Below are 26,799 nucleotides of genomic sequence, written 5' to 3'. Positions count from 1 at the left end.
ATAAATACGACCCCGAATGAGAATCAGAAGTCAGCGCTGACAGACAAGCTCCAGCTACGGGCAGGCTGGAAAGTGTACTGATCGAAAGCGACGCCTTTGCTATTAGCTGAGACAGCAGTCACATCCTGTTGATCAAACAGATTATTGATTCCTAACTGCGCCTTGACGTTTTTGACCAATGAGCCAACGGCCTTCCAGCGATAACCTATCGTCAGATCTGTCGTCAGGTAAGACGGTATTTTGTAAGCAGCTGGCTCACCGTCTTTCGCATATTGCGTGCCGACATTTTTTGCAATCAGCGAACCATACAAACCGTTTGCTTTATACAAGAGTCCAAGCGCACTGGTGCTCTCCGGCGCTTTTGCTACCTGCAGGCCGGTGTCTTTGGCTTTAGCACTGTTGACAGACGCATTCGCGTGAACAGAGAAGCCACTACCGATGTAATAAGTGGCAGCCGCCTCAATACCTTTATAGACAACACCACCCTGGTTGTAATACACCAGATCATTACCACTGCCGGTGGACGCGATCTTATTATCAAAGTCGATGTAATAAATATCGGCATCCAGCGTCAGGTTACGCGACTGATGCACAGTACCCAACTGATAATTCGTTGATGTCTGCGCTTTCGGCGTGCTCAGATTCGGGTTGTTCACATAAAACATGGACAGATCAGGCACCAGAAAACCTTTGGCAATCTGCGCATACGCAGACCATTCTTTATTCACACTGTAATTCGCTGTCAGGAATGGCAAAGTCGATGTGTAGGTTTGCTCTGCAGTCGTTGCAATCCGTGTACCCTGATTCACAGGCGCATCGATTTCGCGTTTGAAGTGCAGATACTTGATACCCGGCGTAATCGTTAAATCGGGCGCAGCATTCCATTCAAACTCTACAAACGGTTGATACTGCTTCCATGAAGAACGCTGTTCGTAAGATACGCTTTTCGGTGCACTTGATTCTTTAGGATTCGGCACCCCTAAGGTCCAGTCGAGATCATAGGTATGACGGTTGGTATTTGAACTTTCCAGCCAGACACCGGCACGCAGTAAGCCTGCTTCAAACTGATTGGTGGCTTTGAAAATATCGCCGTTAACACGATATGCATTGAGTTTGTTGTAGCCAGGAACATTCTTGTTCCCGGCAGCACCGGCTTTGGTACCATTGGCGGTTGCACCACTGGCATCCTGACCGGAATAGGTATCGTTGTTATACGAATAGGTGTACAGAGTATTGTCGATATTCCAGCCAGCTAACTTCGATTGCAGGCGGATATAGTCAAAATCCGTCGTTTTGTAGTTGAAGTTATAACCGTAATAATTCTGGCTCGCCGGATCATTGTTCAGGGCATAGTTTTTACCAAACTGGGCAACCTGACTCAAGGTCACACCACCTTTATCCGGAACATAGCTGTTGATCTTGTTATAGGTGGAAAACACAGTCAGCACGGTATCCTGAGCAAGATTGCGCTGGAATTTGAACTGGTAATTGTCTTCGGTGACGCTGCTGTAAGTCAGGTAACCGTCGGATGTCAGACGTGAAGCATTGAACATCATCTGTGCATTGCCAAAGTTCGACAACATCCCGCTGTCGATCTGCGCACCATACATGCGGGTGTTCCAAGAGCCAAATGTTGAATACGGTGTGAAATTAAAATCCGCCGACAATTCTTTAGAGAACAAATTAATAGAACCGCCGAAAGTGGCTTGCCCCAGATTGCTGGCATTGCCCGGGCCGCGCTCGATCACCATGCCGCCGATGATGCGTGCCGGGAAATAAGACGTGGAATGATGCGTAGGATTATTCGTATCACCAAAAGGGATACCGTCATACGTCATGTTGTATTCACCATCCTGAAAACCACGTAACGTGACTTTGGATTCGGCAAGACCAGGGCCATTGGCAGACACGCCGGAACCCACACTCGGCGCAATCCGCGCAACGGTATTGAAATCAGCCAGATCAGTCACCGACTGTTCAATAAACGTCGCAGTGATAATTGATTGTGGCTGCGTCGCTTTCAGTGAGCTTTGTACCGGAGCACGATTGCCGACACTCGAACCACTGATCACAACCCTTGATTTGATCGCTTCCGCGTCCAGCGCTGAATCAGATTCAACACTGCTGTCAGTCTTTGTCATTGACTGCGCCTGAGCGTGGTGCGCAACCATCAGCGTGATGGCGAACACGACCTGGGCTGACATCCGTTTGCTTCTCAATTGTGGTCGGGATTGCTGCTGGGATTGCTGCTTAATTTGTTGCGATTTCCGGGACATCATCTTGCCTTCCATTGAACTTGGTGGGTAGAAAACTCACAAGTCTAGGCAGGCGGTATGACGTCAGGATGAATTTAGCTGACAGTCAGATGACATGACAACAGAATGACGGTATCAGGCTTTATATTCCATTTTATATTCCGTTTTTATTGATACCGTCTTTTCCCGATGCGCTGAACGGTGGTGTTATTGGAAAGATTGGCACTGGGTTTTCTTGCCCTGTGTACGGCATTCGGTCATCAGCTTACCGTTCTTATTCCATGCCTGCATTTTCCAGGATTGCGATTCACGTTCCATCACCATGAAACCAACGTCATTGGAATTACTGAAATGCGCTATTTCTGCTGCGGCATAAGGTGTGGTTCCCGCTGGTAAAACTGCTGGCAGCGGCGAATCAAGCGAGGAACCGCCATTGCCTGAAACAAACTGCACCGGATGATCAGTGTTAAATGTCAGCGCCTCGAACAAATGAACATGCCCTGCCAGAGTTGCCTGTACTTTGGAAGGAAACAGACGCGTCGAATTAACCTCATGCATCACTCCCTGCAAGGCGGCGTTGCCGGGCCAGATCGTTAATCCACCCTCTTTATTCCTTCCCGCACCCAGACCAAGAATAGGATGATGATTGATGAAGATATTAAAGTCGGCTGCGTCAGACAACTGATTCACCGTCTTGAATTGTTCCATGTAAACCTGATACGGCACATCATTTTTACCTAGTGTTTTATTCGGTACTTTAGACGAATCAAACACGATCAGTTGCGCAGCTTCTTGCCCGACGCGCCCTAACGGTACCGCGTAAGGCGGACTGTAATCACCACTGGCATCGTCGCGTTCAGCATTACAATCACGTCCGCTTTGCAGAGGACGGGGATCGAGGAAGCGCCACCAGCCTTGCCCGGCGCGGGTGCAGGTTTCATGGTTGCCACGCACCATCACCCACGGTGCGGCTTTCAATAATGCCTGCGCCGGGTCGAAAAAATCCGCTTTCCAGGTATCCCAGCCATAACCCCAAGGGCTGCCAGCGCAGTCTTTATTCCCTTCCGGGCAAGCATTCTCGCGGTAATGATAATCACCGACATGAATCACCAGATCCGGCTTTGTTTTGGCGGCAGCTTCCACCATCGATCTGAATGCCCATTTCTCGCTATCGCTACATGACTGAAAATAGTTATCCGCCAGTTTCAGACGGCAACCGGTATCGCCAATCACGACAATTTTTTTTGCGACTGGCTGCGGTAATGGCAACTTGCGCGCACCAATGCTTGCCACTCTGGTCGTTGGAGATAATGTCGCCTCACAGGTCAGCACCGGAAAAGCTGATGGCTTTGAGTTATCCGGGCTGCTCGCCGTTTTGCGTTGCGCCACTGTCCCGGCAAAGGCGCGTACGGTCATCACCTGCTCTTTACCGTCCTGCATTAATACCGGGCAAACATTGTCCGTGGTGACCACGCGTGCGACTCCTTGCCCCTGTTCACCAAGCACAGTCCATGCTTGTTGTATGCCATCCTGTTGCGCAGACAGTCTGGGTGCGGTGTTACAGGCGGACAAGGTCAGAACGGTTGCGAAAGGCAGCACCGACGACAATAAAGAACGAATTGAACAAATATACATTTTTCCTCACAGTATTTGTTAACGATGACTATGCTAAGCGAAGGATGTGTCGGCAATATGAATTGCTTTTTCTGGGCGCGACAACTATTTATTTCACGCCGATTGCCGCATACGCGAGGCGCTTGAAATCAAATGAAAACGGATGCCAGAAGCTCATTAATCTTTGCGTCATCAGTATCCCAGCAATATTGTGACGAGGGTTGATCCACCAGTGAGTACCTGCGATGCCGCCCCATTCAAACTCAGCTTCGGATCCGGCCGGATCTATCGACGACGGCCGTAAAGTCACTGCGCCACCGAATCCAAAACCCTTGCCGGGCACATCACCAACGCCAGGAAAACTGATGCCGGTGCCGGCTGGTAACTGATTCTGCATCATCAGATGCAACGTTTCCGGCTTCAGCAAATGATCGCCATCGGGCATAAAGCTGCGCATCAGCGCCAGCATATCGTGCATGCTCGATACCAGACCACCGCCGCCGGAAAAACGCGGCACCGGCTTGGTAAACGCACCGGGATACGGCGATTTATCCAGTCGGCGCAAACCGCGCTGCAACACATTTGCAGGATCAGCGCCGCCGTAATAAGCGGTCAGTCTGTGCAGTTTATTTTCCGGAACATAGAAGCCGGTGTCATCCATGCCCAGTGGATTAAGTATCCGCAAGCGCAGGAACTGATCAAAATTTCTGCCGCTGACCACTTCGACCACGCGTGATAACACGTCGGTGGCGATCGAATACTGCCAGGCTTCACCGGGATGAAAACTCAGAGGCAATTCCTCCAGAATATCGATCATTTCCGCCAGCGTCTGGAAAGCATTCAACACTTTACGTTCGTTATAGGCTTTGTACATCAGGCTGCCGTGATCCAGCAACCCATAGCTCAACCCGGACGTATGGTTCAGCAAATGACGGATAGTGATCGATGAACGTGCTGGTTCCGTATCGTCAAGGCTGTTCGCGCCAGCCTTCAACACGCGACGCTTGCCTAACTGCGGCAAGTAATTTTCCAGCGGATCGTCGAGGGCGATTTTTCCATCCTCGATTAACAGCATGATGGCCATCGAGGTGATCAGCTTGGTATTCGAAAAAACCCGGAACAAATGATCACCACGCAAGGGAATTTGGTTCTCAATGTCCGCCCAACCGGCGTGGTGTTCATGCACCAGATCACGCCCCACCAGCACCGCCGTTGATACCCCCGCCAGTATCTGGCGGTCCACATATTGCTGCATTGTTGAATTTACTTCACCGAAATCGTAAGCCATATCGTTTATGATGATTTTTCTGTTTTATGTATTTTGTTCAGTGGCACTTGCGAGTTGTAATCCGAAGTGCTGTTTGCGTCGAACCGCCATCTTACTACTCAACACTATGCCCATCTCATCTCCACGCGAATTTCTGAATTCCCTGTATCAGGCAGCGGTCGACGCCGTCAGTGCAGACAAATGTCTGCCGGCCTTTCTGCCAGAGCCGCCACGGCATGGCCGCACCATTGTGATCGGCGCAGGCAAAGGCGCGGCAGCGATGGCACACACGGTTGAACAACACTGGAAAGGCGAATTATCGGGACTGGTCGTGACGCGTTATGGGCACGGTGTACCGTGCGAGAAAATTGAGGTCATCGAAGCCGCACATCCCGTCCCCGATAGCGCCGGACAGCAAGCAGCGGCGCGGATTTTAGACATGGTTCAGGGTTTAACAAAAGACGATCTGGTGCTGTGTCTGATTTCCGGCGGAGGTTCTGCTTTACTGGCTCTGCCAGCAGAAGGCATCACACTGGAACAAAAACAAGCGATCAACAATGCGCTGTTGAAAAGCGGTGCCGCCATCAGCGAAATGAATTGCGTACGCAAACATTTGTCCGCAATCAAAGGCGGCAGATTAGGATTAGCCTGTGCACCGGCAAGAGTGATCACCTTGATGATTTCAGATGTGCCAGGTGATGACGCCAGTATTATCGCCAGTGGCCCGACGCTGCCGGATGACACCACCTGTGCCGATGCGCTCGCTATTTTGCGCAAATACGCGATTGCGATTCCTGACAATATCGAAACCCATCTGCAGTCCGGGCAGGGAGAAACACCGAAATCCAGCGCCCCACGTTTCGCCCGCCACGAACACCACATCATCGCTACTGCCCAGCATGCGCTGGATGCTGCGGCGTATCAGGCCAGAACTATGGGCATCGCAGCGCATATCTTATCGGATGGCATTGAAGGTGAAGCGCGGGATATCGGCCTCATGCACGCCGCGCTGGCATTGCAGGTCGCCCGTAAAAGCCAGCCCTTCCCCAAGCCTTGCGTCATTTTGTCCGGTGGTGAAACCACGGTAACCGTACGCGGTAATGGTCGCGGTGGCCGTAACGCAGAATTTTTACTCAGTCTGGCCGTTGCACTCAACAGCTATCCGAATATTTACGCACTGGCCTGCGACACTGATGGCATTGATGGCTCGGAAGACAACGCCGGCGCCTACTACGAACCTGCATCTGCACAAAGGGCAATGGCACTCAATTTATCGCCAAAACACATGCTGGAAAATAATGATGGCTATGGCTATTTTTCGGCTCTGGGAGATTTGATCGTCAGCGGACCGACTCGCACGAATGTCAATGATTTCCGGGTAATTTTGGTTTTGTGAATGTGTCAGTCGCATTTATAATGTCGGCCGAATACTCAACATGCGGTTTTCATGATAATTCCTGCACAACAAGCCTCTTAATCTGAGGGCATTGTTCTTGCTTAAAAAGAGTATTCATGAAGCATTCCTGATGTAGCGAATGGCGCAGAGGATGGTGAATCAATAACGTCGTGCTATCGATGACAATACGACACCGGCTGGTCTCGTCATCCATCATTCGTGCAGGATTTATAAAAACGACGTCCATGTTCACCAGCGCCCCAACCGTTTTTTCCATAGAAAGGTCATTGTGACTTCTATCGCAGCACCGCTATCGCCGAGGTTAGCACTGTCCGATATCTGTAAAAGCTATCCTTCGGTCATCGCCAACGATCATATTAATCTCAGCGTTGCTCCCGGCGAAATTCATGCAGTACTGGGCGAAAACGGTGCCGGAAAATCGACGCTGATGAAAATTATTTTCGGCGCTGTCAAACCAGACTCTGGCAAGGTGCTGTGGAATGGTCAGGAAGTAAAAATAGCAACGCCGCAAGATGCGCGCAAACTCGGCATTTCGATGGTGTTTCAGCATTTCTCCCTGTTTGATACTTTGACAGTGACAGAAAATATCGCGCTCGGCCTTGATGCTGCGACGGATATGGCGCAACTGGCAGAGCAAATCCGTCAGACTGGTGAAAATTACGGACTGGAGCTGGAACCACAACGGCATGTTCACACTTTATCCGTCGGTGAACGTCAGCGTGTGGAAATTGTGCGCGCCCTGCTGACACACCCGCAGTTATTAATTCTGGATGAACCAACCTCAGTCCTGACGCCGCAAGCGGTACAAAAATTATTTGTCACCCTGCGCAAAATTGCAGCAGAAGGCTGCAGCATTTTATATATCAGCCATAAGCTCGATGAAATCCGTGAACTGTGCCATTCGGCGACCGTGATGCGCATGGGCAAAGTCACCGGCCATTGCGATCCACGCGAGGAAACCGCAGCCAGCCTGTCGCGCATGATGATCGGCGACGCCGTTCAGCACCACCCGCATGATGCAAGCATACAAAAAGGACCATTGCGACTGCAGATAGAGCGACTCAGCCTGCCGAAAGCGCATGCATTTGCGACGGCATTAGAGCAGATTGATCTGAGTTTATTTGGTGGTGAGATTGTTGGCATTGCCGGCGTCTCCGGTAATGGTCAGCAGGAATTGCTGGCAGCCCTGTCCGGTGAAGACCGTCGTCCGGCGGCACAGATGATACAGCTCAAAGGCAAAGCTATCGGCCGCTACGGCCCGGAAGCACGGCGCGAACTGGGACAAAGTCTGGTGCCGGAGGAACGCCTGGGACGTGGCGCAGTACCTGAGCTCAGCCTGACCGACAACATGCTGTTGTCGCAACAAAAAGCACCATTTATACGCCACGGCATGATCAATTTTAAACATACGATACAAGCCGCCAGCGACCTCATCGGCCGTTTTCGCGTGAAAGCCTCAGGGCCTGCGGCAGCCGCACGCAGCTTATCCGGTGGGAATTTGCAGAAATTTATTGTGGGTCGCGAAATCATGCGACATCCCGATGTGTTCATCGTGGCACAACCTACGTGGGGTGTGGATGTCGGCGCTGCCGCTCAGATTCACGGTGAAATCCGTCAGTTGAAACAGGCAGGCTGCGCAGTGCTGGTGATTTCCGAAGAATTAGATGAATTATTTGAGTTGTGCGATCGCATGTATGTCATTGCCAAAGGACGCTTGTCTCCCTCAGTGGCTACGGCTGACGCCAGTAGAGAACAGATAGGATTATGGATGAGTGGTTTATGGGAAGATCCGGTGACATCAATGCAAGAGGCCGGTCATGTTTAAACTGGAATTACGTCCGGCCTCATCACGGGTGATGGCTTATTTTTCGCCAGTATTCGCTCTGATGCTGACGGTTTTTTTTGGTGGTCTGCTGTTTCTCGCACTTGGTAAAAATCCGCTGACTGCGTTGCAGGTATTTTTGCTGGAACCTTTACGTAACGCTTCAACCATCGCCGATTTATTGCTGAAAACCACGCCACTGGTGCTATGCGCGCTGGGACTGTCGGTCTGCTACCGAGCAAATATCTGGAACATCGGTGCTGAAGGTCAGTTGATTGCAGGCGGCCTCGCTGCCGGAACGACCATACTTTTTTTCGACCAGGGTACACCTGGCATGTCGAATATTCCGGGCGGTCTGGTGTTATTACTGGCAACACTGGCGGGTATCGCCGGTGGCGCCGCATGGGCATCTGTCACGGCCTTATTGCGCGACCGTTTTAACGCCAATGAAATTCTGGTATCGCTGATGCTGACGTATATCGCGCAGTTATTGCTGATGTATGCCGTCAATGGTCCGCTGAAAGATCCGAATGGGATGAACTTTCCGCAATCAAAAGTTTTTTCCAGCGAATTTCTATTGCCCCATATCTTCCACGGCAGCCGCCTGCACATCGGCTTTCTCGTGATGCTGGCCGCCAGCGGTGGCATGGCGCTTTTTATCTATCGCAGCTTTGCTGGCTTTCGCCTGACCGTCGGTGGGCTAGCACCACTGGCCGCCCGTTATGCGGGTTTTTCCAGTCGCAAGGCTTTATGGACTTCGCTGTTGATTTCCGGCGGCTTCGCGGGCATGGCTGGCGCATTTGAAGTCGCAGGACCTATCGGTCAGGTGTTGCCGTCGATTTCGCCCGGATATGGCTTTGCTGCCATTATCGTTGCCTTTATCGGTCGCTTAAATCCTATCGGCACCATTTTCGGCGGACTGGTGCTGTCTCTGTTTTACCTTGGTGGAGAAATGGCACAGTCGCGTCTCGGTCTGCCTTCGGCGATTACCGGCTTGTTTCAGGGCATGCTGTTATTCATGTTGCTGGCCTGTGACACCTTAATCAATTACCGCCTGCGCTGGAAGAAATAAGCATGGAAAATTTTGCTGCTCTGATTGCTGCGTCAATCAATTCTGGTACGCCTCTGCTGATCGCTGCCCTGGGTTTACTGATCAATGAACGTGCAGGCGTGCTCAATCTTGGTGCCGAAGGCATGATGCTGGTCGCTGCGATTGTCGGCTTTGCGGTGGCTCATCAGACCCATGTTCCTGCTCTTGGTTTTGTCGCAGGTGCGCTCGCAGGCATGCTGATGTCCAGCCTGTTTGCATGGCTGACACTGGTACTGACCACCAATCAGGTAGCGACGGGTCTGGCATTATCGATTTTTGGTGCCGGACTATCGGCGTTTATCGGGCAATCTTTCGTCGGTCAATCCTTACCAGCGGGCGCGCATGGTATTCCATTTTTATCGGAATTGCCGTTTCTCGGTAAGGCGTTCTTTGACCAGCACTGGGCTGTGTATTTCAGCCTGTTGTTATGTGTCGGCATTATCTGGTTCTTATATCGCACCCGCGCCGGCCTGGTGTTGCGCGCCGTTGGTGAATCGCCGGAATCTGCGCATGCTCTCGGTTATCCCGTCAGAAAAATCCGCTACGCTGCATTACTGTTTAGTGGTGCCTGTTGCGGTATTGCAGGCGCCTATCTGTCGGTCGTCTATACACCGATGTGGGTGGAAGGTCTGGTCGCTGGACGCGGCTGGATTGCCCTCGCACTGACGACATTCGCTACCTGGCGTCCGGCACGCGTCTTGCTGGGTTCCTTACTGTTTGGCAGCGTGACTATCCTGCAGTTTCATTTTCAGGCGATCGGTATTGCGGTTCCTTCACAAATTTTATCGATGCTGCCGTATGCAGCCACAATACTTGTGTTGGTACTCATTTCGCGCAATCCGGATTGGATACGCCTGAATATGCCTGCATCTCTGGGAAAACCTTTCCGCCCATGAACCGGGCAGATGGTTCACGCTGTACCGTTTTCTGAAAACCTGATTTTTTATTCACCGAAGGAAGCTCATTATGAAAATTTCCCGTAGAAAAACACTGGTGGCAGCAATGTCACTGGCCGTCTTTGGCCTTGCTGCTTGCGGTAAAAAAGAAGAAGCAAAGCCAGAAGCCGCAGCTGCGAGCGCGGTTGCCGCAACAGCGGCAGCTGAGCCTTTGAAAGTCGGCTTCATCTATGTTGGCCCGGTTGGCGACGCAGGCTGGACATATGCGCACGATGCAGCGCGCAAACAGGTTGAAGCCAAATTCGGCGACAAAGTGAAAACGACATTTGTCGAAAACGTACCGGAAAGTGCCGCTGATGCGGAACGCGTGATTCGCGATCTGGCGACACAAGGTAACAAAGTGATTTTCGGCACCACCTTCGGTTACATGGAAGCGATGCTGAAAGTGGCGAAAGACTTTCCTGATGTGAAATTTGAACACGCAACAGGCTACAAAACGGCAGACAATCTGGCGCAATACGATGTCCGTACTTATGAAGGCGCTTATCTGGCGGGTATCGCTGCCGGTAAATTAACTAAATCCGGCAAACTGGGCGTGGTCGCTTCCGTACCAATTCCGGAAGTGCTGCGTAACATCAATGCCTTTACTCTCGGCGCGCGCAGCGTGAATCCTAAAGCAACAACCAAAGTTGTATGGGTCAACAAATGGTTTGATCCGGGCAAAGAACGCGAAGCAGCAACAACACTGGTTGGTCAGGGTGTTGACGTCTTGATGCAAAACACGGATTCCGCAGCAGTTGTACAGACAGCAGAAGAAAAAGGCGTGGTCGCATTCGGTTGGGATAGCGACATGACCAAATTTGGCCCGAAAGCGCATGCGGCAGCGTCGGTAATCGACTGGAGCGGCTACTACATCAAACGCGTTGGCGAAGCAATGGAAGGCAAATGGAAATCAGAAACCACCTGGTGGGGTCTGAAAGAAAACATGATAGACCTGAAAGCATTCAACGCGAATTTATCTGATGATATTAAAAAACTCATCGCAGAAAAACGCCAGGGTGTAATTGATGGCACAGCACCAATCTGGAAAGGTCCGATCAAAGACAACACAGGTAAAGAAGTGCTGGGTAAAGATGTCGTTGCTGACGACAAATTCCTGCACGAAATCAAATTCTATGTTGAAGGCGTGGATGGCAAAGTGCCAGGCTGATCTGCTTCCGCTCACATAGTCAAAAAAAAACGTCGCCCGGTAGTACACCAGGCGACGTTTTTTTATCTGTGCCCGAACTCAGGCATAGACTTCGCCAGCGGCCTCCGCCACGATGCGACGCAGCCATTGCACCTCAGTTGCCGCATGTACCCGCTCGTGCCATAACATGAAGAACTGCATCTTCGGCATCGCAATCGGCATCGCTAATATTTCTATCGGCCAGTCTTTCGCACACTGAACGGCAAAACTGCGACTGGTAGTGAAAATCAAATCTGTTTTCGACAAAATATACGGCACCATACCGAAATACGGTATCGTCATCTGTATCTTACGTTTCAGCCCCTGTTCTGCCAGTGCGGTATCGATAATGCTGCGATGTCCCATCATGTAAGGCGTTGGTGCCAGATGTGCCATTTCAAGATAGTATTTCAGTGACAATCCTTTGCTGACAACAGGATGCTTGCGATTCACCATGCACACGACATCGTCTTCAAACAACTGTGCGATATGCAAATGCGGCGGCAAATCCGGCCAGTTACCGATCACGCAATCGAGCTCGCCGCTTTCCAGCGCGGCGGCATAATCAAAACCGGCATTCAGTGCATGCACAACCAGAACTGCGTTGGGCGCGAGTTCCCGCACTTTTTCCATGACCAGAGGAATAAGTAAAACACTGAGGTAATCGGGCGCACCAAGATGAAATACCCGTTCGCTGGTTGCGGCGACAAATGCTGGCGGCGGACTGGCGATACTTTCCAGCAGACTCAGCCCCCGACCTGCCAGCACCAGTAACTCCTGCCCGCGTTCAGTCGGTGTCATGCCGTTTTTACCGCGGACCAAAATCGCGTCGCCAGTGATATCGCGCAAGCGTTTAAGCATATTGCTGATTGCGGGCTGCGATTGCCCCAGCTTCATTGCAGTACGCGTGACGCTGCGTTCACTCAGCAAGGTATGCAGCACCCGCAGCAGATTCGCATCAAGCTGATCGACCGGACGCGCACTCATGCCGGTAACTCCGCCAGCACTTTGCCATCAACAAACACTTTCATTTCACCCGGAGCAAACTGGGTCCAGATTTCGTCGCTGGTCAGTGGTTCTGTAACGATCACCGCCACTCTGTCATCCGGTGTGGTGACTTCTGCAAAATCGACCGTCACCTGTTCATCAGATAAATTTGCTGTCGTGAACGGATACTGCCGGATGATGTAATGTAATTTGGTCGAACAGTGAGTGAATAAGGCCTCTCCATTCGACAGCATCATATTGAATGTGCCGTAAGCGGCGATTTCGCTGACAATGCCGCGCAGAAAAGAAGTCAGCTCGGGCAATGCCGGTAAAGTTCGCCCGAACCGCTGACGCATTTGCTGCAGAATGTAGCAAAAAGCGCGTTCGCTATCGGTCGTCCCCACCGGTAAAAAACTACCATCGAGTTCGGGCGCAAATTCTTTCAGGTCGCCATTATGGGCAAATACCCAGTAACGTCCCCAGCATTCACGTACAAACGGATGGCAATTTTCCAGCATGACTTCACCTTGTGTCGCCTTACGGATATGTGCAATCACATTTTTTGACTGTATCGGTAAGCGCTTGATCAGATCAGCCACCGGTGAGCTGACTGCGGGTTGATGATCGACAAAATGACGTACGCCATTACCCTCAAAAAAAGCGATGCCCCAGCCATCCTTATGCTCGTCGGTACGTCCGCCGCGCGTCGCAAAACCCGTGAAACTGAACACGATGTCGGTCGGGGTATTGCAGTTCATTCCTAGTAATTGACACATGATGCAAACAGAAAAATTCGGTATCCGCACACCTTAACATAGGCGAACTTGTTTATGCTCCCCGGTGATGGATATTCAGTCTGAGATAGTCAGCCTGGTGTCAACAGGTAACATATCAGTGGTTTCAGCAATACAGTCTCGCGACGTTTCTCGCGATAACGGCTAAGATAAAGCGCCCTGCTTATCTATACAGAAGCTAGAGAGGGTCTTAAAAGCTAATCCCAGTAAGGGTTTTCAAAATTACGATACGTTTTGTGTACTAACTTGTGTACTAAAAACAAAATGTACCCCATGCTTACTAAGCGTAATCGCCATCCGTCACACCTCGCAATCGGTTTGCTTAATAATTAATCAGATCAGCACATCATAATATTTAAATATCATTTCGTTCTATCCGATAGGCTATCAAGTATTTCCATCGCAAAAAGTGTCTGTGTCCGAGCCTCTGCGCCCCCTCGAACTAAATCAGACCTTCAGGAGCCTCCGCCACATCGGTAAGTTGACATTCGCTTTCATGGGGTTGTTTCTAAAAGATGCTTGCGCGTCCTTTTTTATGGCCTCGGAAAAGTCTGAATAGGTGACAGGCTGCGTACCTCATTGCGCACTAGTCCGCAGCGAGTCCGCACCTGAGGACAATGTGACAGGCTGCGTACCTCATTGCGCACTTATCTGAGTGAAGGGCGGAACTATATTTTTCCGTCTGTGCTGGCTTCCTCTATGAGGCTGGCTGCTTCTGGCTCGGGAATATCCGCTTAGGGCTGCGTACCTTCTGCGTACCTTCGTTTGCGCACCTTGCCAATGCGAACCAATGAAAAAGCCAGCACGGGGCTGGCACAGGGTTAGTACATGGCTGGCGCTGGTGCTAATGGTAGGTAGGCTTCACCAGACTTAGCTTTGGTGGCGTGGGCTTCAGATTGCCGTCATTGTCTTTTGTGTAGGTCGCTATGGACTCAAATAGCCCGACTTCCTCAAATAGCGAATCACCTAATGCTTTCCCTTCGTCGGTATTGGTCAGGAAGTCCATGAAAACCAATCGCAAAGCCTCAAACATCGCCCCCTCTTTAAAGTCTTTTCCTCGGTGTTCTGCTGAATCTTCCAAGCCATGCGCAAAGATGATCTGAACCAGTCCATCAGATTCTGTCAGGTCGCCACGGTCGGCAATGTTCACGTTCAACAGGTCGCACCTCTGCGCCAGCGTAGTGCAGCTATCCAGTACATGGGCTATGTCTGTGAGCAAATAGCCCCATGCCTTTAATTTCCCCCTGAGGCTTTCCGTCCCTTTGTGAATGGCGCTGGCTGCCTGCTCTAACTCTGCGATTCTGCCAGCATAGAATGGGCTGCTATAGGCTTTTAGCTGCCTCGCTCTCCTTCCATGCTGATATGCCTCATCACGGCTTGCATTCAACGATTGCACCGCCTTCCTGATGCTGTAGCGAACCTTTATCAGCGGTCGCGCCAGCTCTTTAAAGGTGACAGCATCCATACTTGTATTCTCCGGCTTTGCTTTCAATGGGTGAATGTTGCCAGCGCCAACATGCTTTTTGTGATTTTCGATATTGTGCGTCATGCGGCTATTCCTTTTTCCCCTCACTTCTCATTCTCGTATAGAGATGGTAAATCTATAGAGGTGTACACGTGCTGAACACTACGGTGGCATAAAAATACCCGTTTAGGTACACCTCCTGTACTTAAAAGGCATTTCTGCCTATCCGTCTAGTACACGTGCTGTACCTAAATCTGTGTTTTTGCGTTGTATCGGTACACGTGCTGTACTGGGAACTTTATTTTCTTTCGGTTTGATCGGGTCTAGCCAATTGTTCATGGGGCGGGTCGTTGCTTGTATGTCGAGTTTGCCGCCACAGGTATCGATTGCCAGCCAGCCCAGCGCAAATAAGCTGCATTGATGGAGTGAGCCTAGACGTGTCTGCACGATCAGGCCAGACGCCAGCAACTCCCGTAATGCCTTATGCAACGTCGTTTTAGAACGCCAGCCGCGAACACGTAAGACTTTTTCAAATGCTGTGCTTGAGTCACCATTCCAGCCTAACCGCCATTGACTGGCAATATCAAGCAACAACTTACACGCATAGGGTGAGAGATTAGCGAGGGCTTGGCTTTGGAGTACACCAACCGGCAGCGGGAGAAATTGCCCGCCGCCGCGTGCCTCCTTTGCGGCCTTTAACGCACGGTCTTTTAATCGGCTCATGCTATCCCTCTGCCAATCGGCGCAAATAGTGATAAACGCCCCATAGCTCGATTAAATCCATCGATGCCAAGTCATCACCTATCCCCAAATAGGAAAACCTCTCCAGCAGGAAATGTAGCTGATCTAACCAAGAATTAGTGGTCATAGACGCCCCCTAAATCCAGTTCACCTTGAGGACTTTTAATATCTCTTTCCCGAAGTAAAACGTAGCGGGCGATGCCGTGATGTATCAGGCCGTCAGCGCCAATGATTCTCTCTCTCTTTGACAAGATGCAATACCCCATTTCCTTCAGTTCTTGTATGCGTGTGGCGATCCTGAAATAGCCACAGCCTTCACCCTCTTTGGTGTTGATGCCGCGATCACCTAGATACATTAAAACCTGAAGTAAGGTCGTTATTTGCGCTTCACCGGATGCTGATTTCAGCCCCAGATTATTAGCTTCTAGTTCTTGCCGGAGTTTGCTGATATGCTGAACGCCACATCGAAAGATATTGCTTTTTAATTTCACACCGCCTGCCAGCTTAGTGAAGTATTTGCCTCCCTGACCGGAGGCATTTTGTTTTTGAGGGAGGTTCATACGCTTCCCCTTATCGCAAAACACAAGGCAAGGACAGCCAAGGGCGCAAGGTCTGGGATGATTTCCAGCAGTATGCAGGTGGACAATATGCGGTCGCTCATTTGCTCACCTTTGCGCGGTAATTCAGAGGGTCTGCAAAGAACTTGTGAAGCTCTCGGTTAGGGTATGCCGTGCAGCGTTCGGAAAATCTGACTGGCTGCGGTGCTTTACCTGCCTTGACTAACTGGCGGAATTTTTCGCGGCAGAATGGCGAGAATGGGGCTATTTGATTCCAACGGCTCATGCCATCGGCTGGAAGGGCTTTGCTTTGTGGTGCTGGGTTTGGTTGATTGCTCATGATTGCCTATCTTTGCTTGTTGCCGCCTCAATGTGGCGGGGTGATGCAAAGATAGGTGTTGGCAATGACGTTAAATAGCTGGGTAAGTTAAGAAAACCCACCTAGCCATTAAATGGAATAGGTGGGTAGGTAATAGGTTTTAATAGGTGGGTAGGTTACGCAAACCCTTTATCCATGCGGGTCTCATAGGGGGGTATTATGGCGTTTTTGGTGCTCCGCCCTTTTTAACTGGATTTACCACGACTGCAATTCTTTCTTTTGCCTCATTGCTATATGCCTTGTAGTTTTCGTCTTGATTTAAAATTCGGAGCGCGTTCTTTTTAAATGTTTTTCCATTTGAACGAAGGGCTTCATCAGTCACTACGGTTTCCCATACTTTTGTAGCAGCAAGTAGTTCTGCTGGTGCTAACGGATGGTTTTCTGTGAGTAAAGGGGGTGGAGGAAGACATAAACGAGTTGCGTCGATTTCCTTCTGTGGGGTCTCGTTAAGTGAATCAGCAAACCTTTTATTTTTTGCAATAGCATCAGCACGCCTAACTTCTTCTCGATATGACAGAACATTTTTTGTTTTTGCCCACTTGATAACTGCGGCCTGTTGAACTCTTGTTCTGCTAGTTATCATTAGATCCGCATCTGGGGTATTAGGGTGTCCAATTTCAATTTCGTATGCTCCATTGCTATAGTCATCTCGCATTTCATAGGACTTTACAAAAGGCAACGTACCATTAGATACAGCCTCTTTAAGCGCCCTCAGAAGCACCTTTGCCTTGTCCCTCTGGCGAATATTTGCAGCACATCTATTTACGGCATCCCCAAACCCAATGTCATACCCTGCCGCATCAAGTGGATTTATACCTGCCCAAAGTAAGGCCGCTTCTTCAATCGTCCATACCTCCACAATCAACCAATCCGATAGATCAGGTAATTTGTCAATACCGCTCATACGTCACCCCCATCCCCCTAAAAAACGGAAACCATGCCAGCAAGCAAAGGGGCAATGCTTGTTTTCCCGCCGTCGCGGTAGGCATGGTTAAACTGGTTATTTCAAATACAGGAACCAAACTTGTAAAAGTTGGATAGCGATGCTTCAAACTGCAATTGCCTGTGCTTTGGAAACTTGGCGTAAATGTCCATGTGTTTGTCTTTAAATTCCTCTATCCCTACCTCTAGGGATGGCAGTTTTTCATCATCAAAAGAAATATAAATACACTCATCGTCATACCTTATTTGTGTAACTTTTTGATGCTGGCGTGCTTGCGTAAAATTATTTGCGTTCATCATCTTTAACCGCCTTCTCTCAATTGTCGCGCTATCTGAATTAACCGCCTGATGCCGTCAGGCTAGGTGAAGCTCTGTTTATGCTGCTGTTTTACCAAAATTACCGATCACTACTTTGCGGCCTTCCTCTATCTGAGCATCCACAAAATCCGCCCATAGCTGCATGATCTTCTTGCGCTCATCGGCATATTCTGCGCGGTTATATACGCCCTTGATGCCCTTGATACTATGCGCCAGCGCCTTTTCTATTGCGTCTGATGATTGCCCCATTTCATGCAAATGAGTAGATGCTGTGCGCCGGAAATCATGAATCACAAAATGCTGTATCCCTGCGTCCATTGCGCGAACGGCGACATTCAGAGTTGATTTGTGAATAGGCTTATCTTCGTTCCCTCTGCGCATCGGAAAAACAAACCGCTGGCTGTGAGATAACTCTTTTAACTCTGCAAACATGCTGATTGCTTGTCTTGGCAGATAAACCCAGTGCTCTTTATCTTTTTTCATGCGCTCTGCTGGAATACGCCAAATGCCAGCATCAAAATCAATCTCTGACCATTCCGCCTCGATCATTTCAGATTTGCGCACCATCGTAATAACCAGCAGATGCAGCGCCAGCTTGGAAGGTCGCGCCATGTCTGACGCATAAATTTTTCTCAGCATAGTGCCAAGCTCATCTGGGGAAAGAACACGGGTTCTGCTTTGTGGTGTCGCAATATATCGGGCGATGAGTTGCTGCGCGGGGTTTGTTAATGTGGCTTGACGTGAAATAGCAAACGAGAACATGCGCTTTAATGTGTTTCTGGCGAACAGTGCGGATTGTGGTGAGCCTCTGCTTTTGATCTTGTCGCAAATGGTCAGCACGTCACCTGCATTAACTTCAGTCAATGCCTTGTTACCAATCGCAGGATAAATGTCTTTGTCCAACGCCCTGCGCGTCTGGGTTCTGTATGCAAGTGATTTATCTTGAATCTCGGAAAGAAACCAGTAATCGCCAAACGTGCGTAGCGTATTCAACGCTTTGGCGCTTCCCCGATCTTTTTGAATATCCGCTACTGGGGAAACGCCTTTCGCAACGATCTCGGCATATTTTGCAGCCAGCTTTCTTGCGTCCTTCAATCCTACCGCTGGATACTCGCCCAGTGATAAGGGTGGCTGCTGCTTACCGTGAAGTGAATAACGATACCGCCATATCTTTGACCCTGAAGTCATAACCTCAAGCGACAACCCCGCCCCATCAGAAACGGTGTAGCGGCTCCCCTTCGGTTGCAGGGATTTGATCTTAGTGTCAGATAGGGGAGTGGCGGCTTTAGGCATCGTTAGTACACAATTCATAATGTTGTTAACTTTGTGTACTAAACTGTGTACTAAAAACTTGTTGCTGTCAATTGCTAACTATGGGCAAACTTTGTACTAACTACTTGTTTTTCTTAGTGAAAATTGAAAATTAATGGGCAACCTTTGCAGTAGCTAGGAGACAGCTTATTTGCCTATACAAAAACGCGAGAAAATCACACCCAGCAAATCGTCCGATGTGAATTCACCTGTGATGCTGTTGAGACGATCCTGAGTCAGGCGCAGTTCTTCGGCGAATAAATCCAGCGACTGATCATTTTGCGCGGCGTATTCAGCGGCATTTTGCAGATGTTCATGTGCTTGCTTCAACGCAATCAGATGCCGTTCACGAGCCAGATATAAGGACTCACCTGTTTGCTGCCAGCCCGCAATACGCAATAATTCCTTGCGCAACAGATCGATGCCGATATGCTCAGAGGCGGACAGGTAAATATGCGTTGCATCTTCCATGGGATCAACGCTGGCATGATGACCGGAGAGATCGATTTTGTTCCAGACGCGAATCACCGGAACACCATCAGGAAAACGCGCAACGATCGCTTCGTCGGCACGGGTAGGGCCACGGCTGGCGTCCAGCAGATGCAAAATCACATCCGCCTTTTCAACCTCAGCCCAGGTGCGCTCAATGCCAATACGCTCAACGGTATCAATCGCATTCACGATGCCACCCGGCTCAGTATCGTCATGTTCATGACGTATGCCTGCGGTATCAATGATGTTCAGCGGTATGCCTTCGATGTGGATGGTTTCCGTCACTTTATCGCGTGTCGTACCGGCAATCGGTGTGACGATGGCCACATCATCACCTGCCAGCGCATTCAGTAAAGACGATTTACCGACATTGGGCTGACCAGCCAGCACGACATTCAGGCCCTGACGCAGTAAAGCGCCCTGCGCTGCCTGCTCGAACACGTTTTGCAAAGCAGTCTGGATCTGCGATAGCTGGCCCCGCGCATTCGACTTTTCGAGAAAATCGATTTCTTCCTCAGGAAAATCCAGTGTTGCTTCGACCAGCATACGCAGATGCACGACCTTCTCCACCAATGCATGGATCACTTTAGAAAACGCGCCGGACAAAGATTGCGAAGCCGATTTTGCGGCAGCTTCGGTCGATGCTTCGATCAGATCGGAAACCGCCTCTGCCTGTGCCAGATCGAGTTTGTCATTCAAAAACGCGCGTTGTGTGAATTCACCCGGCTCTGCCAGGCGCAGACCAGATTCTTTACCGGCTTCCAGACAGCGACTCAGCAACATTTGCATGACGACCGGACCACCATGCCCTTGTAACTCAATCACGTCTTCGCCGGTATATGAATGCGGCGCTTTGAAATATAAGGCGATGCCCTGATCGATGACCGTGCCATCGGCTTGTGTGAAAGGCAGATAGGTTGCGTGACGAGGCTTTAACTGGGTGCTGCCAAACAGCGCTGTCATCACGGCAGCCAGATTTCTGCCAGAAATCCGCACCACGCCGATGCCTCCGCGTCCGGGGGCAGTGGCAATGGCGGCGATGGGAATAGGATCGTAAGTCATGTTGAAATTTTATCTGTGCTTGCACTGATCAAGTGCAGAATTGTCTGAATAGCTGTGACTGAAATGCGACAGGCTGAGAGTACACCTTGCTGCCTGAACATCGTTGCAGCGATAAAAAAAAGCCCGCGCAACGCGGGCTTTTTTCTGGTGTGACGTTAAGCCTTGTGCTCTGGTGGAATCAATTTATTGTTGATCACCCATTGCTGACCTATCGACAGAATATTATTCACGACCCAGTACAATACCAGACCAGATGGGAAGAAGAAGAACATGACGGAAAACGCTAACGGCATGAACATCATCATCTTCGCTTGCATAGGATCTGCCGGTGCCGGATTGAGCTTGGTTGTGATGTACATCGAGATCGCGTAAATCACGGGCAAAATGAACAACGGATCAGGTGCGGTCAGATCTGTGATCCAGCCCATCCACGGCGCGCCGCGCATTTCCACGCTGGCTTGCAATACCCAGTACAAGGCCAGGAAAATCGGCATCTGGATCAGGATAGGGAAGCAGCCACCAAGCGGATTGATCTTCTCAGTTTTGTACAACTCCATCATCGCCTGATTCATTTTTTGCGGATCGTTTTTATAACGCTCGCGCACTGCCTGCATCTTCGGTGTGACGACTTTCATTTTAGCCATGCTACGATAACCGGCAGCCGACAACGGGAACAAAGCCAGTTTGATGGCAATAGTGAAGGCAACGATAGTCCAGCCCCAGTTACCGATCAGACCGTGTATCAACTCCATCAGACCAAACAATGGTTTAGCGATAATTGCCAGGATGCCGTAGTCTTTCACCAGCTCTAAACCTGGGGCAATTTTTTCCAATGTGGCAGTCGATTGCGGACCAGAATATAAAACGGCATCACTGGATTTGCTTGCACCCGGAGCGATACTACCCAGCGGCAATACGGTGCTGACTGAGAAGACATTTTCTTTCACTTGTTCCGTGCGGAACTCACGTGTGCCCTTGTCTTGCGGTACAAATGCGGAAACAAAGAAATGCTGTATCACTGCAACCCAGCCGTTATCGGCTGATTTCGCATGGCTGTTGTTGCTGCTGCCAGCCAGTTCTTTTTCGGCTTTATGAATTTTTTCAAAATCCAGTTTCTGGAATTTTTCAGCATCGGTATAGATTGCAGGTGCATAAAATTCACTTGGGCCGGTGAACATAGAGCCACCCTCTGGTTTCGTGCCGTCGTGAATTAACTGCAAGTACAGCGATGGTGTAATCGCCGCAGTGCTGTTGTTGCTGACCGTATGTTGAACACCAACTGCGTAATCACCTTTTTTGAAGGTAAAGGTTTTAGTCAGTTTCACGCCATTCTGTTCTGACTCAAGCACCAATTGAACGCTGCTATCTGCATCCAGCGTACGCTTACCCGGTTTCGCAACGAACACAGATTTATGGTTAGGAAACGCACCATTGATCAGGCCTGTCTGCGCCAGATAGATCCGCTTTTCACCTGCATCAAACAGAACCACGTTTTTATGATTTTCTGTTTTTTGTTTCAGGCCAACGGCTTCCAGAAACGGTGTGTAGAAATGCTCGTGTTTGGCGTCTTCTTTGTATTTCAACAATTCAAGACGTCGAACCTCACCACCCAGCGTGTCGATATCGGCTTTCATCACGTCAGTCGTGATCGTGATGATCTCGCTCTTGACAGGAGCAACGGCAGGGTTATTCGCAGAAACCGGAGCGCCATTTGCACTGACTGCCGGTGTTGGTGCGGCCACAGCGGAGGCAGAAGCCGAGGCACTGGCATTTTTACTTTGCTGCGTGGTCGCGGAAGGAAAAAACATGGATGATTTGCCGTTGTGGCGCATCCAGTTATCCCACAGGAGCAACAGCGACATAGAGAAAATAACCCACAGGACGGTACGTTTGATATCCATTTGTGTATGTCAGGAAAGGTGTGAGGAATGACCAGTGTCGCCAGTATGATCGTGGCAACACTTGTCGGATGTGGGGACGGTCTTATTTTTTTCACCGGCAGGTGGAACATTATCCACGCCACCAGGATGCCAGGGATGACATTTGCACAGGCGTTTGCCAGCTAAATAACTTCCCTTAACGGCGCCATGCAGCTGAATCGCCTCTGCTGCATACTCGGAACAACTGGGGTAAAAACGACAATTCTGCCCCAGCATAGGACTGATTGCATACTTATAAAAGCGTAGCAACAGGAGCAGCAGTGTTTTCATGTCAGCCAGCCTTACAAGCAGGCGCAGCGAACAGACGCACGATTTCCGCCCGCAGCTCACGTTTGAGCCGGGCAGTTGTCGCAGGACCATCTTTGCTGTTCACTGGTCTGGATAAGCGCACAATACAATCCACGTTTTGCAACGCTGAACGCCTGAAAATCTCGCGCGTGACGCGCTTAATCGTGTTGCGTGTCACTGCACGGGGCGCAAAGCGCTTGGCTGCGACAACGCCCAGACGAGCATGCGGCAAATCATTACTTCGGGCATACAGCACAAAATGCGGCGTTTTTTGCACGGGGCGCAAACGAAAAACGGATGAAAACTCATCCGTTTTAACGATGCGACGAACGCGGGCAAAATCTGCGCCGCCCGCATCTGCCTGAACTTGGTCAGTTAAATGATTGATCATGCGATGTCAGCCAGAGCTGCCGCAGACCAACGATTTACAATCAAGCTGCCAGGCGTTTACGGCCTTTGGCACGGCGTGCGTTCAGAACAGCGCGGCCACCGCGGGTTGCCATACGTGCGCGGAAACCGTGGGTGCGCTTGCGGCGAACGACGGAAGGTTGGTAAGTACGTTTCATGTTGGTCTCGCTATTTGAGCAATAAAAAAAATCGGAATTACGGGTAAAGGCTTGCGTTCAATTGACGTCAGGCTTTTCACCTTTACTGCCCCAAAACCGCTGCTCATGGCTTGCTGCACGTCGTGAAAACGATGCACCATCCAATAAAAGAGGGTAGGGAACCCTGAATTAGACACCATTTTTAGCTTACGTGTCAATCACTTAGCACAAAATTTAATCAAGGTCCGTTTACGCTCATCGTAGCACCGGGAAGAATAAATTTAATCGCAAGGCTGTGGATAACTCTTGCAGTCGAGGTTAAAATAGAGGATTAGCGCGGCACCGGTTTATGCCTTTAAGGCAACTTTTTTGATCTGACTCAGATACAATGAGTTCAAAAAGGATAATAGAAACTGTTGCGAAATTCGTCTGTGTTCACTCAACTACACGCGCCGTTCCGGCTTCCGGATGGCGAACCGATTTCGCAATCGCTTCATAGATTCGGCACCGCGCATTTGCATTTAATAGATTAAAGTCATACATGGAAAATTTCTGGCAAGCCTGTTCGTCCCAACTTGAGCAAGAGCTTCCACCGCAACAATACAGCGCCTGGATCAAACCTCTCGTACCGCTCGACTTCGAAGAAGGCAAGCTGCGCATTGCTGCGCCTAACCGTTTTAAACTCGACTGGGTCAAAGCCCAGTTCGCTAACCGCATTTCAGAATTAGCTAATCAATATTGGGATGATGAAGTCGAAGTGCAGTTTGTACTCGATCCGCGTGGTGGCAAAAAGCCTGCTGTACCAACCCCTCGCAGCAACGGCAGTGATGGTGATCATTCCACGGCCAATGTCGAAATTGTCCAGGAAACGGTGGCTGCACCTGAGGCATCGCCACGGCGCGACCTGAGCCGCATCAATGTCGAACTGACTTTTGACAGCTTTGTAACGGGTAAGGCCAACCAACTGGCACGTGCTGCGGCGATACAGGTGGCGAATAATCCGGGTGTGTCTTACAACCCGCTGTTTTTGTATGGCGGCGTCGGACTCGGTAAAACGCACTTGATTCATGCCATCGGTAACCAGATTCTGGTGGACAACCCGAACGCGAAAATCCGCTACATCCACGCTGAGCAATATGTACGCGACGTTGTCACGGCATATCAGCGCAAGGGTTTTGATGAATTCAAACGCTATTACCATTCGCTCGATCTGTTGCTGATCGATGATATTCAATTCTTTGGTGGTAAAAGCCGTACACAGGAAGAATTTTTCTATGCGTTTGAAGCGCTGATCGCCGCGAAAAAACAGATCATCATCACCAGTGATACTTATCCAAAAGAAATCACGGGCATGGATGACCGCCTGATTTCCCGTTTTGACTCTGGTTTAACCGTCGCCATTGAACCACCGGAGCTGGAAATGCGGGTCGCGATTCTGCTCAAAAAAGCGCATTCCGAAGGTGTGCATTTTTCAGACGACGTCGCGTTTTTCGTCGCCAAGCATCTGCGCTCAAATGTGCGTGAGTTGGAAGGCGCACTGCGCAAGATTCTTGCTTACTCCCGCTTCCACGGCAAAGACATCACGATTGATGTCGTGAAAGAAGCGCTGAAAGATTTATTGTCAGTACAAAACCGCCAGATTTCGGTAGAGAACATCCAGAAAACCGTGGCTGACTTTTTCAATATCAAAGTCGCCGATATGTATTCGAAAAAACGTCCGGCTAATATCGCCAGACCGCGCCAGATTGCGATGTATCTGGCAAAAGAACTGACGCAAAAGAGTTTGCCTGAGATTGGTGAATTATTTGGCGGACGCGATCACACCACGGTCTTGCATGCGGTACGCAAGATCACGGCTGATCGCGCGAAAAACCCTGAGTGCAACCATGAGCTGCATGTGTTGGAACAAACGCTCAAGGGCTGATCGCTGAAGCTTGAAAGTCTGGTCGGGCTAAAATAACCGAACCATCAGGATGCAGAAGTGACAGCAGCAATCAAAGTATAAAGGCCTCGCCCGTTTTTCCGGTCAGGCTTGAGTTTTTAAGTAGTCAGGCAGTACATAAAAAGTAATAAGAGACGAAACAGATAAAGTCACGGGCAGCAGCAAGTGAGATGCAACTGCCTGTGAGCTTAACTGAGGCGCCCACAAATCAGGTTCCTTATCAACAACATAAGTGAGGATATTCAAATGCAATTGGTTAAAACCCACCGGGATACCCTGCTCCGGCCTTTGCAAATTGTGAGTGGTATTGTCGAGCGTCGGCACACATTGCCGATTTTGGCCAATATCCTCATTCGCAAAGATGGCGAACAAGTGTCGTTCCTCTCAACGGACATTGAGGTGCAGATCACGACCAAAGCAGAAATCGGCTCTGGCGGTGACAACGTCGCTACTACCGTCGCTGCACGTAAATTGCTCGACATTCTGCGCGCCCTGCCGGATGACAATGATGTTGTCTTGAAACTGGATAACAAGCGCATGAGTGTGCAATCGGGCAAATCCCGTTTCTCATTGCAGACACTGGCGGCGGAAGAATTTCCCACCGTCGCTCAGGCTGAGCACTTCAATGCCAGCGTGAATCTGCCACAAAAGACCCTGAAACACTTGTTCAACATGGTGCATTTCTCCATGGCGCAACAAGATATTCGTTATTATCTGAATGGCCTGTTGCTGGTGGTCGATGGCAAGAACGTCATCGCGGTTGCCACTGATGGTCACCGTCTGGCGTATTGCCAGGTCGAGGTCGAACAGGAATTTCCACGCCACGAAGTCATCATCCCGCGTAAAACTATCATTGAATTGCAGCGCTTGCTGGAAGACAAAGATGATCCTGTGCAGATCGACATCGCGAATAACCAGGTCAAACTGACCTTTGCTGATATCGAATTGATTTCCAAACTGGTCGAAGGCAAATTCCCCGACTTCAACCGCGTGATTCCTAAAGGTTACAAAAACAATTTCACGCTTGGTCGCGAACAGTTACTGCGTTCGCTGCAACGTGCGGCCATCATGACCAGCGACAAGTTTAAAGGTGTGCGTTGTGTCATCGCGCCTGGCAGCATGCAAATCCTGTCAACGAATGCCGATCAGGAAGAAGCGATGGAAGAAATTGAAATCGACTACGGTGGCGATAACGTCGATATCGGTTTCAATGTCAGTTATCTGCTGGATGTGTTGAATAACCTGAAGTGCGAGCAAGTGAACATTGCTTTAGGTGATTCCAATTCATCTGCGCTGATTACGATTCCTGATAACGCTGACTTTAAATACGTCGTCATGCCAATGCGGATCTAATATGCTTTACCCCGTTTTCTGTTTGCAGAAAACGGGATGGAGTGAAGCCAGCGTCATTCCGCCACCAATCAGGCATTCTCTGCCCCGGTTGCGA

The 26,799-nt window shown here is 50.0% G+C and carries 25 protein-coding genes; 7 read left to right on the top strand and 18 right to left on the bottom strand.

Annotated elements, in window-relative coordinates; all coding sequences use genetic code 11:
* Nucleotides 1–23: 23 nt before the first annotated feature.
* The 3 genes from ACOTSW_RS00265 to ACOTSW_RS00255 form a co-directional block, all read right to left on the bottom strand.
* On the bottom strand, nt 24–2,204 hold the full coding sequence (locus tag ACOTSW_RS00265) for a TonB-dependent receptor (protein WP_423680362.1): 2,181 nt from the start codon (nt 2,202–2,204) through the stop codon (nt 24–26).
* A 258-nt stretch (nt 2,205–2,462) separates the two neighbouring features.
* Nucleotides 2,463–3,890 (bottom strand): metallophosphoesterase family protein, encoded by a 1,428-nt coding sequence (locus ACOTSW_RS00260; RefSeq protein ID WP_423680361.1) that lies wholly within the window; start codon nt 3,888–3,890, stop codon nt 2,463–2,465.
* An 88-nt stretch (nt 3,891–3,978) separates the two neighbouring features.
* A complete protein-coding gene (locus ACOTSW_RS00255; RefSeq protein ID WP_423680360.1) occupies nt 3,979–5,157 on the bottom strand; it encodes a serine hydrolase domain-containing protein in 1,179 nt (392 codons plus the stop codon).
* A 106-nt stretch (nt 5,158–5,263) separates the two neighbouring features.
* On the opposite strand from ACOTSW_RS00255, the gene ACOTSW_RS00250 reads away from it, so the two are divergent.
* Nucleotides 5,264–6,532, top strand: a complete 1,269-nt coding sequence (locus ACOTSW_RS00250; RefSeq protein WP_423680358.1) for a glycerate kinase type-2 family protein — start codon at nt 5,264–5,266, stop codon at nt 6,530–6,532.
* Nucleotides 6,533–6,581: 49 nt separating this feature from the next.
* Here ACOTSW_RS00250 and ACOTSW_RS00245 read toward each other — a convergent pair whose 3' ends face one another.
* Nucleotides 6,582–6,809 carry a hypothetical protein gene (locus tag ACOTSW_RS00245; RefSeq protein ID WP_423680357.1) on the bottom strand — a complete coding sequence of 76 codons (228 nt, stop codon included), beginning with the start codon at nt 6,807–6,809 and terminating at the stop codon, nt 6,582–6,584.
* Nucleotides 6,810–6,830: 21 nt separating this feature from the next.
* Between ACOTSW_RS00245 and ACOTSW_RS00240 the strand changes: the two genes are divergently transcribed.
* The 4 genes from ACOTSW_RS00240 to ACOTSW_RS00225 all read left to right on the top strand — a co-directional run bounded on the left by ACOTSW_RS00240 (nt 6,831) and on the right by ACOTSW_RS00225 (nt 11,571).
* Complete coding sequence (locus tag ACOTSW_RS00240) at nt 6,831–8,378, top strand: ABC transporter ATP-binding protein (protein ID WP_423682370.1); 1,548 nt, start codon at nt 6,831–6,833, stop codon at nt 8,376–8,378.
* Nucleotides 8,371–9,447, top strand: a complete 1,077-nt coding sequence (locus ACOTSW_RS00235; RefSeq protein ID WP_423680356.1) for an ABC transporter permease — start codon at nt 8,371–8,373, stop codon at nt 9,445–9,447. The genes ACOTSW_RS00240 and ACOTSW_RS00235 overlap by 8 nt, the downstream gene beginning before the upstream one ends.
* Nucleotides 9,448–9,449: 2 nt before the next feature.
* Complete coding sequence (locus ACOTSW_RS00230) at nt 9,450–10,361, top strand: ABC transporter permease (protein WP_423680354.1); 912 nt, start codon at nt 9,450–9,452, stop codon at nt 10,359–10,361.
* Between the two features lie 70 nt (nt 10,362–10,431).
* Entirely contained in the window at nt 10,432–11,571 is a 1,140-nt protein-coding gene (locus ACOTSW_RS00225; protein WP_423680353.1) for a BMP family ABC transporter substrate-binding protein, read from the top strand.
* Between the two features lie 78 nt (nt 11,572–11,649).
* On the opposite strand, the gene ACOTSW_RS00220 is transcribed toward ACOTSW_RS00225, so the two are convergent.
* From ACOTSW_RS00220 to rpmH, 14 genes are all read right to left on the bottom strand, one after another.
* Nucleotides 11,650–12,576, bottom strand: a complete 927-nt coding sequence (locus ACOTSW_RS00220) for a LysR family transcriptional regulator (protein ID WP_423680351.1) — start codon at nt 12,574–12,576, stop codon at nt 11,650–11,652.
* Entirely contained in the window at nt 12,573–13,352 is a 780-nt protein-coding gene (locus ACOTSW_RS00215; protein WP_423680350.1) for a class II glutamine amidotransferase, read from the bottom strand. Before ACOTSW_RS00215 ends, ACOTSW_RS00220 begins: the two co-directional genes overlap by 4 nt.
* 862 nt (nt 13,353–14,214) lie before the next feature.
* On the bottom strand, nt 14,215–14,919 hold the full coding sequence (locus ACOTSW_RS00210; protein ID WP_423680348.1) for a hypothetical protein: 705 nt from the start codon (nt 14,917–14,919) through the stop codon (nt 14,215–14,217).
* A 138-nt stretch (nt 14,920–15,057) separates the two neighbouring features.
* Nucleotides 15,058–15,558: a hypothetical protein gene (locus ACOTSW_RS00205; protein ID WP_423680346.1), complete on the bottom strand. Its 501-nt coding sequence runs from the start codon at nt 15,556–15,558 to the stop codon at nt 15,058–15,060.
* Between the two features lie 134 nt (nt 15,559–15,692).
* A complete protein-coding gene (locus ACOTSW_RS00200) occupies nt 15,693–16,136 on the bottom strand; it encodes a hypothetical protein (protein ID WP_423680345.1) in 444 nt (147 codons plus the stop codon).
* Between the two features lie 97 nt (nt 16,137–16,233).
* The gene (locus ACOTSW_RS00195) at nt 16,234–16,473 is read right to left on the bottom strand and encodes a helix-turn-helix transcriptional regulator (protein ID WP_423680344.1); all 240 of its coding nucleotides are present in this window, start codon (nt 16,471–16,473) and stop codon (nt 16,234–16,236) included.
* A 196-nt stretch (nt 16,474–16,669) separates the two neighbouring features.
* Nucleotides 16,670–17,416 carry a hypothetical protein gene (locus ACOTSW_RS00190; protein ID WP_423680343.1) on the bottom strand — a complete coding sequence of 249 codons (747 nt, stop codon included), beginning with the start codon at nt 17,414–17,416 and terminating at the stop codon, nt 16,670–16,672.
* Nucleotides 17,417–17,517: 101 nt separating this feature from the next.
* A complete protein-coding gene (locus tag ACOTSW_RS00185) occupies nt 17,518–17,754 on the bottom strand; it encodes a hypothetical protein (RefSeq protein WP_423680342.1) in 237 nt (78 codons plus the stop codon).
* Between the two features lie 75 nt (nt 17,755–17,829).
* A complete protein-coding gene (locus ACOTSW_RS00180; protein WP_423680341.1) occupies nt 17,830–19,065 on the bottom strand; it encodes a tyrosine-type recombinase/integrase in 1,236 nt (411 codons plus the stop codon).
* Between the two features lie 165 nt (nt 19,066–19,230).
* Entirely contained in the window at nt 19,231–20,637 is a 1,407-nt protein-coding gene (mnmE, locus tag ACOTSW_RS00175) for a tRNA uridine-5-carboxymethylaminomethyl(34) synthesis GTPase MnmE (RefSeq protein ID WP_423680339.1), read from the bottom strand.
* 155 nt (nt 20,638–20,792) lie between these two features.
* Nucleotides 20,793–22,538, bottom strand: coding sequence for a membrane protein insertase YidC (gene yidC, locus ACOTSW_RS00170; RefSeq protein ID WP_423680337.1), 1,746 nt, complete (start codon nt 22,536–22,538; stop codon nt 20,793–20,795).
* Nucleotides 22,539–22,547: 9 nt separating this feature from the next.
* The gene (gene yidD, locus ACOTSW_RS00165) at nt 22,548–22,847 is read right to left on the bottom strand and encodes a membrane protein insertion efficiency factor YidD (RefSeq protein ID WP_186896068.1); all 300 of its coding nucleotides are present in this window, start codon (nt 22,845–22,847) and stop codon (nt 22,548–22,550) included.
* Between the two features lies 1 nt (nt 22,848).
* Complete coding sequence (gene rnpA, locus ACOTSW_RS00160) at nt 22,849–23,256, bottom strand: ribonuclease P protein component (RefSeq protein ID WP_423680336.1); 408 nt, start codon at nt 23,254–23,256, stop codon at nt 22,849–22,851.
* Nucleotides 23,257–23,296: 40 nt separating this feature from the next.
* Nucleotides 23,297–23,431 (bottom strand): 50S ribosomal protein L34, encoded by a 135-nt coding sequence (rpmH, locus tag ACOTSW_RS00155; protein WP_061535510.1) that lies wholly within the window; start codon nt 23,429–23,431, stop codon nt 23,297–23,299.
* Between the two features lie 520 nt (nt 23,432–23,951).
* On the opposite strand from rpmH, the gene dnaA reads away from it, so the two are divergent.
* Entirely contained in the window at nt 23,952–25,334 is a 1,383-nt protein-coding gene (dnaA, locus tag ACOTSW_RS00150; RefSeq protein ID WP_423680335.1) for a chromosomal replication initiator protein DnaA, read from the top strand.
* 264 nt (nt 25,335–25,598) lie between these two features.
* Entirely contained in the window at nt 25,599–26,705 is a 1,107-nt protein-coding gene (gene dnaN, locus ACOTSW_RS00145; protein ID WP_423680334.1) for a DNA polymerase III subunit beta, read from the top strand.
* Nucleotides 26,706–26,799: the final 94 nt, after the last annotated feature.

It is taken from the genome of Undibacterium sp. WLHG33, from assembly GCF_049544815.1.
Lineage (GTDB): Bacteria > Pseudomonadota > Gammaproteobacteria > Burkholderiales > Burkholderiaceae_D > Undibacterium.
The sequence above is the reverse complement of the archived record's forward strand: the minus strand, read 5'-3'. Positions and strand labels throughout refer to the sequence as shown.